A 14,329-nucleotide genomic window follows, 5' to 3' on the forward strand; every position below is an offset into this window, starting at 1 on the left:
ACGGTCGTCTACACGTTTCTTCGGTCCCGGCGTCCGCGGCGATGGGCGGCAGAACGACAACCAAAGTCCATTGACGCCGGCGCCGCGCACCCCAAGTAGCGGGCGCCGACGACAATGAATCCCCCAAGCGGGAAACCGTTGCGGCGGTCCCCTGGTTACCTTCCCTGGCCGATGTCCTGGGTGATCCAGAACTCCGCACCGGTGGGATCCGTCAGCGCGGCGTTGCGCCCAAAGGGCGTATCCTCCGCGGGCTGGATGACCGCCCCGCCCAGGGCAACTGTCTTGGCAACCACGTCATCGGCATTGTCGACCGCGAAGTACACGTGCCAGCTGGGCGGGGCCCCCTCGGGCAGGAACGAACTGGCGTCCATGATGCCGGCCTTTGCGTTGTCGCCCTCCCCGAGGGTGGTGTAGCGGAATTCGTCGGTGTCGCCGACCACCGCGGTTTTCCAGCCGAAGACGTCCTGGTAGAATTTCACGGCCGGGGCGAAGTCCCGGGTGAACAGTTCATGCCAGGCCGGTGCCCCGTTTTCGGCGGCCAGCTGGTATCCGGTGTGCCCGCCGAATTCCCAGATCCCGACGGCGGCACCCGAGGCATCCCCGAACATCGCCATCTTGCCCTGGTCGGGAACCTCCATGGGCGGCAGGTAGACCTGTCCGCCGTGCTCCGCCGCGGACTTCGCCGCCGCGTCGATGTCGTCCACGCGCAGGTAGGTCGTCCAGGTGTCGGGGGAGCCGGAGGTCCCGTCGTTCTTCATGATCCCGGCGACCATCGCCTCGTCCTTGGACGCGGTGACGTAGCCGCCGTATTTCTCCTGGTCCCCGGTCTCGTAGGTCCAGCCAAAGAGCGCGTTGTAGAACTCCTTGGATTTCTCCGGGTTCGATGTCAGCAGATCGATCCAGCAGGGCGATCCGACGGGCAGCGCGGGCTTGGGCATGACGACTCCAACCGATCAAAAGGGGTGTATGAATGTGGATCCACGGGCGATTCTATGCCGGTGCCCGCGCCACATCAATGGTTTCTTCCGGATACCGGTCGGTAGTTCGCGGATTCGCGGTGCGGGGCGCCGGGCCCTGCCGCCGTTGCCCGTCTCACGGGCACCCGACCACAAAGTTACGCCTAGACGTACAAATATCTACGCCATGACGTAATATGGGATATCCGCTCCCTTTCCCCCTATCGACACACCGCACCGCCTAGGACCTCAATGACGAATCCTCAACGCCTCCGTGCCGCGACATCCCGCTGGCACCGCCGCCTCGCGGCGGCCCTTGCCGCGATCGCGCTCACCGCGACGCTTGCCGGCTGCGACTCCCCCGGAACCGGAACCGCTCGGGGCGCTTCCGATCGCCCGGTCGTGCTGACCACCTTCACCGTGCTGGCCGACATCGCCCAAAACGTCGCCGGCGACAAGCTCGAGGTCCAATCCATCACCAAGGTCGGGGCCGAGATCCACGGCTACGAGCCCACGCCCCAGGACATCGCCAGGGCTTCCAAGGCCCAGCTGATCCTGGACAACGGGCTGAACCTGGAGGCCTGGTTCGGGAAGTTCGTCGCCGAGCTCGACGTGCCGCACGTGGTGCTCAGCGACGGGATCGAGGTCATGGACATCACCGAGGACGCCAACGCCGGGAAGCCCAACCCGCACGCCTGGATGAGCCCGGTGAACGTGCAGCACTACGTGGCCAACATCCGCGATGCCTTCATCGAGCTGGATCCGGAAAACCGCGAGCACTACACGGCCAACGCCGGCGCCTACACCGCGCAGCTGCAGGAGCTGCAGGACAACCTGGTCGCCGGGCTTTCCGGGTTGAAGGAGAACGAGCGGGCGCTGGTGACCTGCGAGGGCGCCTTCTCCTACCTCGCCCGCGACGCCGGGCTGAAGGAAAAATACATCTGGGCCGTGAACGCCGAACAGCAGGCCACCCCGCGGCAGATCGTCTCGGTCATCGAATTCGTCAAGGAGCACCGGGTGCCGGCGGTCTTCTGCGAATCCACGGTCTCCGACGCCCCGATGCAGCAGGTGGTGCAAGCCACCGATGCAGCCTACGGCGGCACGCTGTTCGTCGACTCGCTCTCCGAGGCCGACGGCCCGGTCCCCAGCTACCTGGAAATGATCCGCCACGACTCCGACGTGATCCTTGAAGCACTGAGAGGGGGCACCGAATGAGCACCCCCGCCGTGGACGCCACCGGCTTGACGGTGCGCTACGGCGAGGTGCTGGCCCTCGACGAGGCCAGCTTGCAGCTTTATCCCTCGCGCATCTGCGGGCTGGTGGGCATGAACGGATCGGGCAAGTCGACGCTGTTCAAGGCCATCATGGGCCTGCTCAAGCCCGAGGCCGGAACCGTGCGCATCAACGGCGGCACCCCCGCCCGGGCCCGGAGGTCCGGGGCCATCGGATACGTGCCGCAGTCCGAGGACGTCGACTGGTCCTTCCCGGTCTCGGTGCACGACGTGGTGATGATGGGCCGCTACGGGCACATGGGATTCACCCGCCGGCCCGCCAAGGCCGACAAGCTGGCCGTCGCCGAGGCCCTGGAACGCGTGGAACTGACCGGGCACGCGAACCGGCAGATCGGGCAGCTCTCCGGCGGACAGAAGAAGCGCGCCTTCGTCGCCCGCGGCATCGCCCAGGGCGCGTCGGTGCTGCTGCTCGACGAACCCTTCGCCGGGGTCGACAAGAGATCCGAAGCCACCATCACCCGGCTGCTGCGCGAACAGGCCGCCGCCGGGGCCGCGATCCTGGTCTCCACCCACGACCTGCACGCCCTGCCGGCGCTGGCCGACGAGGCGGTGCTCCTGATGCGGAAGGTGCTGATGCACGGGGACCCGCACACCGTGCTGCGCCCCGAAAACCTTGCCCTGGCCTTCGGCCTGGACGTCCTGGGACGGAACGAAGAATCATGAACCTGCTGGACCTGGTCATCGAACCCCTGGGCTACGGCTTCATGGTCAACGCCCTGGCCACCGCCGTGACCGCCGCGGCCGTCTGCGCGGTGCTCTCCTGCTGGCTGGTGCTGATCGGCTGGTCGCTGATGGGAGACGCGGTGTCCCACGCGGTGCTGCCGGGCGTCGTGCTGGCCTACGTGCTCGGCGTGCCGTTCGCCATCGGCGCGCTGCTCTTCGGCTTCCTGGCCGTGGGCTTGATCGGGGCGGTGCGCGACACCAGCCGCATCAAGGAGGACGCCGCCATCGGCATCGTCTTTTCCACGCTCTTCGCCCTGGGCCTGGTGCTGATCTCCGTGACCCCCTCCCAGACCGACCTGGGCCACATCATCTTCGGGAACCTGTTGGGCGTCTCCAAGGCCGAGCTGGTCCAGATCCTCATCCTGGGGGCGTTGGCCCTGGCGGCGCTGCTGCTGTGGCGCCGGGACTTCACGCTCTTTGCCTTCGATCCGACCCATGCGCACGCCATCGGGTTGAACCCGCGGCTGCTGGGCGCCGCGCTGCTGGGCCTGCTGGCGCTGACCAGTGTGGTGGCGCTGCAGGCGGTGGGCGTGATCCTGGTGGTGGCGATGCTGATCATCCCCGGGGCCACCGCGCACCTGCTCACCGATCGCTTCGGGCGGATGCTGATCATCGCCCCGGCCATCTCGGTCGCCTGCTCGGTCATCGGGCTGTACGCCAGCTACTACCTGGACACCGCCTCGGGCGGCATGATCGTGCTGGTTCAGGGCGCGGTGTTCGCGCTCGTGTACCTCTTCGCCCCCGCCCAGGGGCTGCTGGGGCGGCGGATCTTCGCCGCGGCGCGCCGCCGCCGCACCGCGGATTCCGGGACCCGGGCGCCGGAAGGCGCGGGCCCCGGGAGCTAGCCCCGTGAGACGTGCAGCGCGTCGGCGGCCTGGCGGCCCAGCGTGATGCTGGCCGTGCCGCCGGCGACCAACAGCTGCACCGCATCGGAGAAGGGTGCGGCCTGGGCGACGACCAGGCCCACCCCCGGCACGACGCCCTGCGCGCTGAGGTACTGCAGCAACTCCGGGTCCTCGTCGTTGATGCGTTCCACCACGACCCGACCCCCGGGCTCCACGGTGCTCAGCAGCACCGCGTCGGGCACCGTGAGCACCCCGTCGACGCTCGGGATCGGGTCCCCGTGCGGGTCGCGGGAGGGGTGGCCCAGGAAGGTGTCGAGGCGTTCGACCATGAAGTCGCTCATCGCGTGTTCCAGGTTCTCGGCCTCGTCGTGGACCTGGTCCCAGTTGTAGCCCAGGTGCTCGACCAGGAAGGTCTCCAGCAGCCGGTGCCGCCGGACCATGTCCAGGGCGTACTTGCGGCCCAGTTCGGTCAGCTCCACGGCCCCGTAGCGGGCGTGGCTGACCAGGCCCTGGGTGGTCAGCTTGCGCACCGCGTCGGAGACCGAGGAAACCCGCAGCCCCGATTTCTGGGCGATGTCCGTTGCGGTGACCGGGTCGTCGGACCATTCGGACAGGCCCCAGATGACCTTCAGGTAGTTCTGCGTGCTGATGGAAAGTTCCGAAACCGACATGTGTACGAGTCTACAGAGGACACCCGCCCGGCCTTGTGCCGCAGGGGCGTGGGCTCGCCTAGATCCAGCCCTGTTCGCGGGCCAGGTGGGCCGCGGCGATGCGGTTCGCCTCCCCGGTCTTGCCGATGGCACTGGAGAGGTGGTTGCGCACCGTGCCGGCGCTCAGGTGCAGGGACGCGGCGATCTGTGCCACCGGGGCGCCGGACTGCGCACGGGACAGCACCTCGCGCTCGCGCTCGGTCAGCGGGTTGGCCCCGCTCGTCAGCGAGGTCGCGGCCAGGGCGGGGTCAACCACCCGGCCCCCGGCATGCACCCGGCGCACCGCCGCGGCCAGCTCGGAGGACGGGGTGTCCTTGACCAGGAACCCGCTGGCCCCGGCCTCGAACGCGGCCCGCAGGTACCCCGGCCGGTCGAAGGTCGTCACCATCAGCATCCTGCAACCGGGCATGGCCGCCCGCAGCATCCGTGCCGCTTCCAGCCCGTCGGTGCCCGGCATCTGGACATCCAGCAACGCCACGTCCACCCGGTGTTCGACGGCAAGTTTCGCGACCTCGGCTCCGTCACCGGCCTGGGCGACGACCTCGATGTCGGGTTCCAGGTTCAGCAGCGCGGCCAGCGCCCCGCGCACCAGCGCCTGGTCGTCGGCCAGCAGCACCCTGATGGGTGCGGCCGCGGCGGCATCTGCTGCGCTCATTCCCAGCTCACCGCAACCCTGGTGCCACCGTGGTCCGAGTCCCCGATCTCCAGCCGCGCCCCGGCCAGCCGGGCGCGTTCGCGCATCCCGCGCATGCCGTGCCCCTCGCGGCTTCCGGCCAGCGAGTCGCCGTCGTCCTCGATGCCCAGCCTGCCGGGGGCGATGCGGATCCAGCAGGTGGTGGCGTGGGCGTGGCGCAGCACGTTGGTGGCTGCCTCGCGCAGGATCCAGGACAGCACCGTGGAGTGCGCCGGCTCGAGATCCTGCGCGTTGCCGACGAGCACGGTCTTGATCCGCGCATCGTCCAGCGCGGCGCGCACGGAGGCAAGTTCCTGGGCCAGGGTGGTGCTGCGCTGCCCGTCCAGGGTGGCGCGGATCGAGTCCAGCGCCTCGGCATTCAGCGCGCGGATCTGCCGCAGCTCGGCGCGGGCGGCGTCGACGTCGGAATCCAGCAGCCGTTCGGCGAGTTCGGCCTTCAGCCCGATCGCGGTGAGCGAGTGCCCCAGCACGTCGTGCACGTCCCGGGCCATCCGTTCCTGTTCGGCCAGCAGCGCATAGTCGAGGCGCAGGTCGTCTGCCGCGATGCCGCGCCGGATCAGCGCGGTGTTCACCGCGTTGACGACAACGAGCACCACCAGCAGGCCCAGCAGGAAGACGTAGTCGCCCAGCCCCGCGGGGATGGCGACCGACAGGGCCGCGGCGAGCACCCCGGCGTTGGTGATCCACATGCTGCGCACCGAGAGCAGGTAGGCAGCGAAGCTGATCAGGAACGGGCCGAGGCTGATGGCGTCGGCACCGAGGATCGGAAGGCTGGCGGCGGTGATCGCCAACAGGGCGCCGAAAGGGACCCAGGCGCGTCCGTGGCCGCTCGCGCTGACCCCGAGTTCCGAGCTGTAGGTGAAAAAGCCCCACAGATAGACGGCGGCGAAGGCCGCCACCAGCCCGTACCCGGCGATCTTGGCGGGCATGGGCTGCGTTGACTCGGTGATGGACAGGATCGGGAAGATGAGGAAGACAACCCAGACGGCTGCCAGCAGCCAGCCGAACTTCGACCAGAAGGAACCGGGGTCGCCCACCTCGTCGTTCACCTCCGCGCCCGGGAGCGGCGCACTGCCCAGAGGGCGAACACCGCGAAGAGAAGAGTCCATGCCACAAGGTTAGCGACAAGCATGCCCAGCGAATCGGTTCCGGCCCCCTCGCCCGCGCCGAAGCCCTCGGTCAACGGGTAGCGCACCAGCCCCGCGTAGCCGTACATCGGGGTGAAGCGGGCGATGTCCAGCATGGTCCCGCTCAGCGGCATGAAGACGTTTCCGAAGAACGCGAAGAACACCATGCCCCCGCTGGCCACGCCCAGGGCGGTCTCGGACTTGAAGGCCATTCCGATGCCCAGTCCGTACAGGGCAAAGACCCCGGAGCCGAGCACCGCGATGAGGAAACTTGCGGTCCAGATCCACGGTGCGTCGGCGCGGGCGCCGGTTCCCGCCCCGACCGCGAAGACCAGCCCGGCGCAACCGGTGGCCACGATCAGGGCCACGGCCAGCTTGGAGGACACGAACCCGGCGGGTGTCATCCGCGTCAGGGCGATCTGGCGTCCCCAGCCCAACATGGCCTCGGTGGCTGCCGTGCCGGCGATGGAGGTGGTGGCCAGAGCCGCCCCGTAGGCCGCCATCGAGGACATGACGTAGAACTTCACGTTCCCGTTTCCGGCGGGTTCTCCCCCGCCGCCGAACATGTTCCCGAAAAGCAGGTACATCACCACCGGCATCAGCACCGTGAACATCAGGTTCCCGACGTCCCGGGATTGGCGGAAGAGCTCGATGCGGACATAGGTCGGGTTCATGAGTCTTCTCCGGTCAGTGCCATGAAGGCCGCCTCGAGGGTCGGCGTGGTGATTTCCAGGTCGGTGGCCGCCAGTTCGTTGAGCAGCATCCGCGCCGCGGCGTCGGACTCGGGGCCGGTCACCGAAACGCGGCGGCCCTCCAGCCGCACCGAGGTGACCTGGTCCAGGGCCCGGAGCGCCGCCACGGCGGGGGCGGTCGGCCTGCCGGCCGGCAGCGTGGCGCCGACCACCCGTCCCCCGGTCATCTCGCGCAGCTGCGCGGTGGGCCCGTCGGCCAGCACCCGCCCGGCCCCGATGAGAACGGTGCGTTCGGCAAAGTCCTGCGCTTCTTCCAGGTAGTGGGTGGCGAACAGGACGGTGCGCCCGGCGACCGCGTCCTGGCGCATGGTGTCCCAGAATGCGCGGCGGGCAGAGACGTCCATCCCGGCGGTGGGTTCGTCCAGGATCAGCAGGCGCGGATCGGGCAGCAGGGCCAGGGCGAACTTGAGCCGCTGTTGCTCGCCCCCGGAGCACTTGGAGACCTTGCGCCTGGCCAGGGAGGTGATGTCGGTGCGTTCCATGACCTCGTCAATTCGCGACTTGGCACCGTGCAGCGCGGCGATGGCGGTGACGGTCTCGCGCACCGTAAGGTCGCGCAGCAGCCCGCCGGTCTGCAGGACCGCCGAGATTTCCCCGGCCTCGACGGCCGCCCGGGGCGGCTTGCAGAACACGGAGATCGTGCCGGAGGTGGGCTGGGTGAGGCCGAGCATCATGTCGATCGTGGTGGTTTTTCCGGCTCCATTGGGGCCCAGGAAGGCCACGATCTCCCCGGTGCCCACGCGCAGGTCGATCCCCGCGACGGCCTCGAGCCGGCCTTCGTTGGTGTGGAAGGACTTGCGCACGTCGCGCAGTTCCAGTGCCGTGGCACCGGGCTGCGGTGCCCGCGGCGATGCCGGTTGCTGTTCGGTCGTGGTTTTCATGCCTCCAGTCTGTCGCCTCGGGCCTGCCCGCAGAAGTCCTATAGATCATGAAATTGCCATGACAGATGTCATGACAGACATTTCCCTCGTGCCGTACTGGCAGGCTCCCGTGTCCGTGGATATCCGCGTCCAGCTGGGCCCTCGACTCGTCGACACAGCGCCTCTCAGATGGTGCTCCGTCCGTTGCCAGACCTCGAAACCCATGGGCGTCACGTCACATTCCACAAATGTGTGACGCTTCACCATGGGCTCAAAACCTCTTCTAGCGTGGGCTGGGCGGCGCCTGCGGAGCGCCGAACGGCTCGATGCATGCGGCGGGGCCGATCGCATTGGGCATGGACACAACAGACAGGCCTGTGATCGACGATCTGCACATAGATCTGGATCACGCCGTTCAGACATACTTCACCGTTGAAGGCACGAAGGAGTGACCCCTTATGACTACAGATTTCAAGCCCCCGTCGGGACCGGCGAACACGCTGGCCAAGACGCTGGGCAACCGCGATGCCCTCGCCCTGGGATTCGGGGCCATGATCGGATTTGGCTGGGTGGTGCTCACCGGTGGCTGGCTCTCCAGCGCCGGAACCATGGGTGCTGTCCTGGCCATGCTTACCGGCGGCGTCATCATGGCCATCGTCGGATTGACCTATGCCGAATTGACCTCGTCAATGCCGAAGGCGGGAGGCGAGCACAACTTCATCCTGCGCGCCCTCGGCCCCCGCCCGTCGTTCATTGGTTCCTGGGCCATCACCGGCGGCTACGTCACCATCGTGGCGTTCGAGGCCGTGGCGCTACCGCGCACCATCGAATACATCGTTCCAGGGCTGAGCCGGATCCCGCTGTGGACCATCGCCGGGTACGAGGTCCACCTCACCTGGGCACTGGTCGGCGTGGTCGCCGGAGCACTGATCACGTTGATCAATATCCTGGGCGTGAAGCAGGCTGGCATCGTGCAGACCTTCACCGTGCTCTTCCTGCTGCTGATCGGAGCGCTGCTGCTCTTCGGCTCCGTCATCGGCGGCAGCTCCGAGAACATGTTCCCGATGTTCAACAATGGGGTCAGCGGCTACTTCGCGGTGCTGATGGTGGTCCCGTTCCTCTTCATCGGCTTCGACGTCATCCCGCAGTCGGCCGAGGAGGTCAACATCCCGCCGCGCCAGGTCGGCAGGCTCGTTGTCATCGCGGTCGTCCTGGCCACCATTTGGTACATCATGGTCGTGCTGACCACCGCCTCGGCCATGCCGGCCAGCGAGCTGGTCAAGACCGACATCGCCACCGCTGATGCCATGGGCGCACTGTTCGGCTCCGACATCATGGCCAAGATCCTGATCGCCGGCGGCATCGCCGGCATCCTGACCTCGTGGAACTCGTTGCTGCTCGGCGCCTCGCGCCTGGTCTTCTCGCTGGCCCGTTCCGGCATGCTGCCGGCATGGTTCGGCGCCCTGCACCCGAAGTTCCGCACCCCGCACAACGCGCTTCTGTTCATCGGCGGCATCTCGATGCTTGCACCGTTCTTCGGCGTCGAAATGCTAGGCTGGCTGGTTGACGGCGGCGCACCGAGCATCATCATTGCCTACTTCCTGGTGGCCGTGACGTTCCTGGTGCTGCGCAAGCGCGAACCGCAGATGGATCGCCCGCTGCGCATTGGAGGCAAGGGCAAGGGCGGCATCGCCATCGGCATCGCCGCCACCGTGCTGACCCTGGCGCTGTTCTCCCTGTATATGCCGGGCATGCCCGCCTCGCTGTCGTGGCAGCCGTGGCTGATTTTCTTCGTCTGGTGGGGCATGGGAGCGGTGTTCTTCTTCAAGGTTCCGGGCGGCATCAAGGCCGGCATCGACGCCGAGGAGCAGGTCATGGAGATCGTCAACGCCCGCAAGGCCAATTCCAAGTCCAGGTCCAAGAAGTAACAACCGGGCATCGCACATGCCGTGGGCGGGCACCGGATATCCGATGCCCGCCCACGGCATTTTCGAATGAAGTGCCCCGCGACAGGCCGGAACATTTGCCCCGGAGCCCAGCCACGGCCCAGCGCCCATCACCTACGCTGGGGAGGTGGTCAACTACACCTTCAAGCAATTGCAGTACTTCATCGCCGTGGCCGATGCCGGCACGATCTCCGGTGCCGCGGCCTCCTGCCACATCTCGCAGGCCGCGATGTCCCAGGCCATCGGGGAGCTCGAGCGCATCGTCGGGTCCCAGCTGCTGGTGCGCCACCGGGCCCGCGGCGTCGTGCTGACCGCGGTGGGAACACATTTCCTGCGTGACGCCAAGGAGCTGGTCAGGCACGCCGAGGAGGTCCAGGAGCTCATCGGGGAACGGCAGAGCGGCTTGGTGGGGCCGCTGAACATCGGGATGTATTCGGGGCTTTCGGCCTTCTGGCTGCCGGTGGTCTGCGAGCAATTCACCAAGCCCAACCCGGGCCTGGAGGTGCACATCACCGAGGGAGACGGTGCCGAATTGCAGGAACGCCTGCTCGAGGGCTACCTCGATGCGGTGATCACCCACACCCGGCACCTGCTGCCCCGCGTGCAGCACACCCCGGTGATGAGCGGGCGCCCCTATGTGCTGCTGGCGGCCGGGCACCGGCTCGCGGGCAACGGTTCCGTGCGGCTGTCCGACCTGGCCGAGGAGGACTTCGTGTCCCTGGACATCCCCACGGTGCGCGACAACCAGCTGGTCAACCTGCGCATGTCCGGGCTGGACCCGAAGATCGCCTGGAGCAGCTCGAACTTCGAGGCGGTGCGCGGCATGGTCGCCCGCGGGCTGGGCTACACGGTGCTGGTGCAGCGCCCGCCGGCGGATGTCAGTTACGACGGGCTGCCGCTTGCCGTGCTGGAGATCGAGGGGCAGGTGGGCCACAGCGACATCTGCGTCGCCTACACGGCCGCCGAGCGGCCAAGCCTGCGGCTGCGCGCCTTCATCGAGTTCTGCGAACGGATCGGGGCCGAACGCGAGCAGGGGCCGGAGACGTCCTGAACGGACATTCCCGGCCCCCGCATCGCGGCACAGCTGGCTGGTGCTACATCTCCTCGGCGCCCAGGTCCGCGTCCTTGCCTTCCTTGACGCTGCGCATGGCCAGCGCGGCCACGATGAAGACCCCGGCCCACACGGCCCCGGCGATCCACAGCGAGCCGCCACCGAGCAGCACCAGGCCGGTGACGATCATCGGGGTGAAGCCCGCACCGAGGGTCGACGAGAGCTGGTAGACCAGCGAGGCCCCGGTGTAGCGGATGCGCGTGGGGAACAGCTCGGCGGTGAAGGCGCCGAACGGCCCGAAGATGGTGCCCTGGATGACGCCGTTGGCCAGGAAAAGCGCGATCGCGAAGAGCCACAGCTCGCCCAGTTGCAGCATCCACATGATCGGCAGCGCGAGCACAGCTCCGGCGATGATGCCGAACATCATCACCGGGCGGCGGCCCAGCTTGTCCGAGTAGCGGGCGGCAAACCACACCGCCACGATGGTCAGGGTGGCGCCCACGGCCTTGATGTTCAGCACCGCGGTGCGGTCCATGCCGGCTTCCTCCACCACGTAGGAGATGGCCCAGACCGTCATGATTCCCTGCACGGTGTAGGAGCTCATGCCCACCAGCGTGCCCATGAGCACGGATTTCGGGTATTTGGTCAGCACCTGCAGCAGCGGGATCTTCTTCTCCGCGGCCTTGTCCTCCAGGGCCAGGAAGAGCGGGGATTCGGTGACCTTCAGGCGGATGACCAGGCCGATGGCAACCAGGCCCAGGCTGGCGATGAAGGGGATGCGCCAGCCCCAGGCCAGGAACTGCTCGGTGGGCAGCGTGGAAACGGCGGAGACGGCAAGGGTAGCCAGCACCGCGCCGGCCGGACCGCCCATGTTTGCGAAGCTGGCGGCGAAGCCGCGGCGTTCCTTGGGTGCGTGTTCCAGTGCCATGAGCATGGCCCCGCCCCATTCCCCGCCCACGGCCAGGCCCTGGATGACGCGCAGGGTGATAAGTGCGATCGGGGCAATGACACCGACCTGTGCGGTGGGCGGCAGCAGGCCGATGATGGTCGAGGCGACGCCCATCATCACCATGGAGGTGATCAGCACGCCCTTGCGGCCCAGTTTGTCTCCGTAGTGCCCGAAGATGATGCCGCCCAGCGGGCGGGCCAGGTAGCCCACCGCGAGCGTGGCGAAGGAGGCGAAGAGCGCCACTGCGGGTGACTGGTTGACGAAGAAGACCTTGTTGAACACCAGCGACGCGGCGGTGGCGTAAAGGATGAAGTCGTAGAACTCGATGGCGCTGCCGATGAAGGAGGAGGCCAGGATCCTTCGCATGTGCGGATCGTTCAACGACGGAACGGCGATCTCTGCCGACTGCCCGGCCGATGTCTTGAGGTGGGTCATGGCGCAACCATCAATTCTGTGTGAGCGCGGCTAAAGGAAATGGTATCGAGGTCATCGGGAACCAGGAAGGTCCCGGAGAAATCCCTGGCGTGGGCGAGCCACGTGGAGACCGGTGTGGTCCCTGGCACCAGGTGGTGCAGGGCCAGGGTGCGGGCCCCGGCACGTTCGGCCAGCTCGATGGCCTGGGCCGCCGAGGTGTGCGAGAGGCGGTGGTGGTCCATCGAGGCGGCAGCGGCCTCGGTGCCGATGCTCCCGTAGCTGCGCTGGACCCAGTCGAAGTCGATGGCCTCGTGCAGCAGCAGGTCGGTGTCGCGGGCCAGCCGCACGAGGTTCTCGCACGGTGCGGTGTCCCCGGAGATTGTCACGGAACCCTCGGCGGTGTCGAAGCGGAAGGCGAAGGCCGGGGCGATCGGCGGGTGCTTGACCAGGGTGGCGGTCACGGTGACCAGCTCGTCCCGGTAGATCTCGAACGGCTCGAAGCCCTCGGGGGTCGGGTTCGCATTGGGGTGGTAGCCGCTTCCGGCGGGGATCGCGATGTCCGAGGCGATGAAGTGGTCCAGCGGGGAGGGACGCAGGGCGTCGATCACCCGGTCATTCAAGTCGGTGCCGTAGGCCTGCATGAGGTGGCTGAACATGTCCGCGGTGCCCGGGGTCGGATTCTTCGGGTAGAGCGGGGTCGGCGGGACCTGGGCGCGCGGCGAGGCCGGCGGCAGGGCGCCACGGTCGCCGGGGCCGATGATGCGGACCGGAGCTTGGCCGGGGGTGATGGTGAAGAGCCCGAAAATCGCCAGCGACGCCAGATCGATGGTGTGGTCGGAGTGCAGGTGGGTCAGGAAGATCCCGCGTAGGTTCGCGGTGCTGAATCCGGCCTTCATGAGCTGGTTTCCCACGCCGGTTCCGGCGTCCACCAGGTACACGGCGTCGCCGACGACCACTGCGGTGGCGATGCCCGCGCGCTTGCCGGCGTTTTCGCCGGTCCACCAACGCGGGCCGCCGGCCGTGCCCAGGGTGACGACGCGGGGTTTCAGGGAAGTGCCTTGCACGTGTGCTGCTCCTTATGCGAGAAGAATGAGATGTCCTTCACACAAGGATGTAGCCTCACGGCACATACGTAAAACTGTTTTTATCGATTCGAATCCTCGGTTTTGCCTATGTTAGGCGGCTCCTCCCGTTCACCCCATGGAGCGGAACCCCAATTCGGTCAGGCGCACCGCACGCAGACCGTCATAGCGGCTGATCCGTGTTAGTGCCTCGGTACCCCACAAATCCTCAAAGTCATCCATCGCGAACGCGGGATCGACATAGCGCACATCAACGATTCCGAGCGTCGCCGCGTATTCAAGGAGCAACGCCATCAGGTAACGCCGGTCCACGAATCCCTCGAAATCGATGTGGTCATACCCGAGGCTGCCGTACTCGGGGTCTTCGACATAGAGCTTGAACGCCGCCATGTCGTTGCGCACCACGGTGAAGTGCGCGCCCTCGTGGATCGAGGCGTTGTAGGCCTGGGTCACCATGGTGAACTCGCTGGTGGAGAGCACCTTCAGGACCTCGGCCGCCATGAACCTGCGGTTCTTCAACCCGGAGAGCGTGTTGGTCCGCTTCTGCCCCTTGATGGCCTCGATCCTGGACAGCTCGTCGATCACCCCGCCGCGGACCCACCGGTCCCACAGCCCCAACAGGACTTCATCCGGCTCCTTCTTGAGTGCGGCTCGGCCGCGCGCGGTGAGTTCGAGCCTGGTTCCGGCTGCCAGTCCGCCGGCTTGCAGCAGCAATGGCCAGGCGAAGGCCGCGATGTGCTCGTCGGGGTAGAAGTCACCTCCCGGCAGTGCCTCGGCCAGCAAACGCATGGTTGCGGCCGACGGCTTCTTGGTGGCCGCGCTGCAACGCATCTGGCCACCCTCCACCAACATCAACATGGTACGTAGCTGTTCCCGGGCACGGTCCAGGGTCTTCAATTCAATTTCGACGCTCATCTCATCCACCATG

Annotated in this window: 14 protein-coding genes; 5 read left to right on the forward strand and 9 right to left on the reverse strand. The window is 67.4% G+C overall.

The window, feature by feature from the left end:
• Nucleotides 1–155: 155 nt before the first annotated feature.
• A complete protein-coding gene (locus BLJ79_RS07730; RefSeq protein ID WP_071214131.1) occupies nucleotides 156–938 on the reverse strand; it encodes a VOC family protein in 783 nt (260 codons plus the stop codon).
• Nucleotides 939–1,208: 270 nt separating this feature from the next.
• Between BLJ79_RS07730 and BLJ79_RS07735 the strand changes: the two genes are divergently transcribed.
• Genes BLJ79_RS07735 through BLJ79_RS07745 form a run of 3 tightly spaced genes read left to right on the forward strand, consistent with a single transcriptional unit; the run spans nucleotide 1,209 to nucleotide 3,816 of the window.
• The gene (locus tag BLJ79_RS07735; RefSeq protein ID WP_071214132.1) at nucleotides 1,209–2,171 is read left to right on the forward strand and encodes a metal ABC transporter substrate-binding protein; all 963 of its coding nucleotides are present in this window, start codon (nucleotides 1,209–1,211) and stop codon (nucleotides 2,169–2,171) included.
• Nucleotides 2,168–2,911, forward strand: coding sequence for a metal ABC transporter ATP-binding protein (locus BLJ79_RS07740; protein ID WP_071214133.1), 744 nt, complete (start codon nucleotides 2,168–2,170; stop codon nucleotides 2,909–2,911). The genes BLJ79_RS07735 and BLJ79_RS07740 overlap by 4 nt, the downstream gene beginning before the upstream one ends.
• Nucleotides 2,908–3,816 (forward strand): metal ABC transporter permease, encoded by a 909-nt coding sequence (locus BLJ79_RS07745; protein WP_071214134.1) that lies wholly within the window; start codon nucleotides 2,908–2,910, stop codon nucleotides 3,814–3,816. Before BLJ79_RS07740 ends, BLJ79_RS07745 begins: the two co-directional genes overlap by 4 nt.
• Here BLJ79_RS07745 and BLJ79_RS07750 read toward each other — a convergent pair.
• From BLJ79_RS07750 to BLJ79_RS07770, 5 genes are read right to left on the reverse strand one after another with little or no spacing between them, the layout of a single operon-like run.
• The gene (locus BLJ79_RS07750; RefSeq protein WP_071214135.1) at nucleotides 3,813–4,487 is read right to left on the reverse strand and encodes a metal-dependent transcriptional regulator; all 675 of its coding nucleotides are present in this window, start codon (nucleotides 4,485–4,487) and stop codon (nucleotides 3,813–3,815) included. The genes BLJ79_RS07745 and BLJ79_RS07750 overlap by 4 nt on opposite strands.
• Nucleotides 4,488–4,545: 58 nt before the next feature.
• Nucleotides 4,546–5,181, reverse strand: coding sequence for a response regulator transcription factor (locus tag BLJ79_RS07755; protein ID WP_071214136.1), 636 nt, complete (start codon nucleotides 5,179–5,181; stop codon nucleotides 4,546–4,548).
• A complete protein-coding gene (locus BLJ79_RS07760) occupies nucleotides 5,178–6,269 on the reverse strand; it encodes a sensor histidine kinase (protein WP_071214137.1) in 1,092 nt (363 codons plus the stop codon). The genes BLJ79_RS07755 and BLJ79_RS07760 overlap by 4 nt, the downstream gene beginning before the upstream one ends.
• A complete protein-coding gene (locus BLJ79_RS07765) occupies nucleotides 6,266–7,021 on the reverse strand; it encodes an ABC transporter permease (RefSeq protein WP_071214138.1) in 756 nt (251 codons plus the stop codon). The genes BLJ79_RS07760 and BLJ79_RS07765 overlap by 4 nt, the downstream gene beginning before the upstream one ends.
• A complete protein-coding gene (locus BLJ79_RS07770; protein ID WP_071214139.1) occupies nucleotides 7,018–7,980 on the reverse strand; it encodes an ABC transporter ATP-binding protein in 963 nt (320 codons plus the stop codon). The genes BLJ79_RS07765 and BLJ79_RS07770 overlap by 4 nt, the downstream gene beginning before the upstream one ends.
• A gap of 437 nt (nucleotides 7,981–8,417) precedes the next feature.
• Between BLJ79_RS07770 and BLJ79_RS07775 the strand changes: the two genes are divergently transcribed.
• On the forward strand, nucleotides 8,418–9,887 hold the full coding sequence (locus BLJ79_RS07775; protein WP_083411092.1) for an APC family permease: 1,470 nt from the start codon (nucleotides 8,418–8,420) through the stop codon (nucleotides 9,885–9,887).
• 145 nt (nucleotides 9,888–10,032) lie between these two features.
• Nucleotides 10,033–10,956, forward strand: a complete 924-nt coding sequence (locus BLJ79_RS07780; protein ID WP_071214140.1) for a LysR substrate-binding domain-containing protein — start codon at nucleotides 10,033–10,035, stop codon at nucleotides 10,954–10,956.
• 43 nt (nucleotides 10,957–10,999) lie between these two features.
• On the opposite strand, the gene BLJ79_RS07785 is transcribed toward BLJ79_RS07780, so the two are convergent.
• The 3 genes from BLJ79_RS07785 to BLJ79_RS23330 form a co-directional block, all read right to left on the reverse strand.
• Nucleotides 11,000–12,340, reverse strand: coding sequence for an MFS transporter (locus tag BLJ79_RS07785; RefSeq protein WP_071214141.1), 1,341 nt, complete (start codon nucleotides 12,338–12,340; stop codon nucleotides 11,000–11,002).
• Nucleotides 12,337–13,383 (reverse strand): MBL fold metallo-hydrolase, encoded by a 1,047-nt coding sequence (locus tag BLJ79_RS07790; protein WP_071214142.1) that lies wholly within the window; start codon nucleotides 13,381–13,383, stop codon nucleotides 12,337–12,339. Before BLJ79_RS07790 ends, BLJ79_RS07785 begins: the two co-directional genes overlap by 4 nt.
• A 129-nt stretch (nucleotides 13,384–13,512) precedes the next feature.
• A complete protein-coding gene (locus BLJ79_RS23330; protein ID WP_175475418.1) occupies nucleotides 13,513–14,316 on the reverse strand; it encodes a hypothetical protein in 804 nt (267 codons plus the stop codon).
• Nucleotides 14,317–14,329: the final 13 nt, after the last annotated feature.

It is taken from the genome of Arthrobacter sp. UCD-GKA, from assembly GCF_001863355.1.
Lineage (GTDB): Bacteria > Actinomycetota > Actinomycetes > Actinomycetales > Micrococcaceae > Paeniglutamicibacter.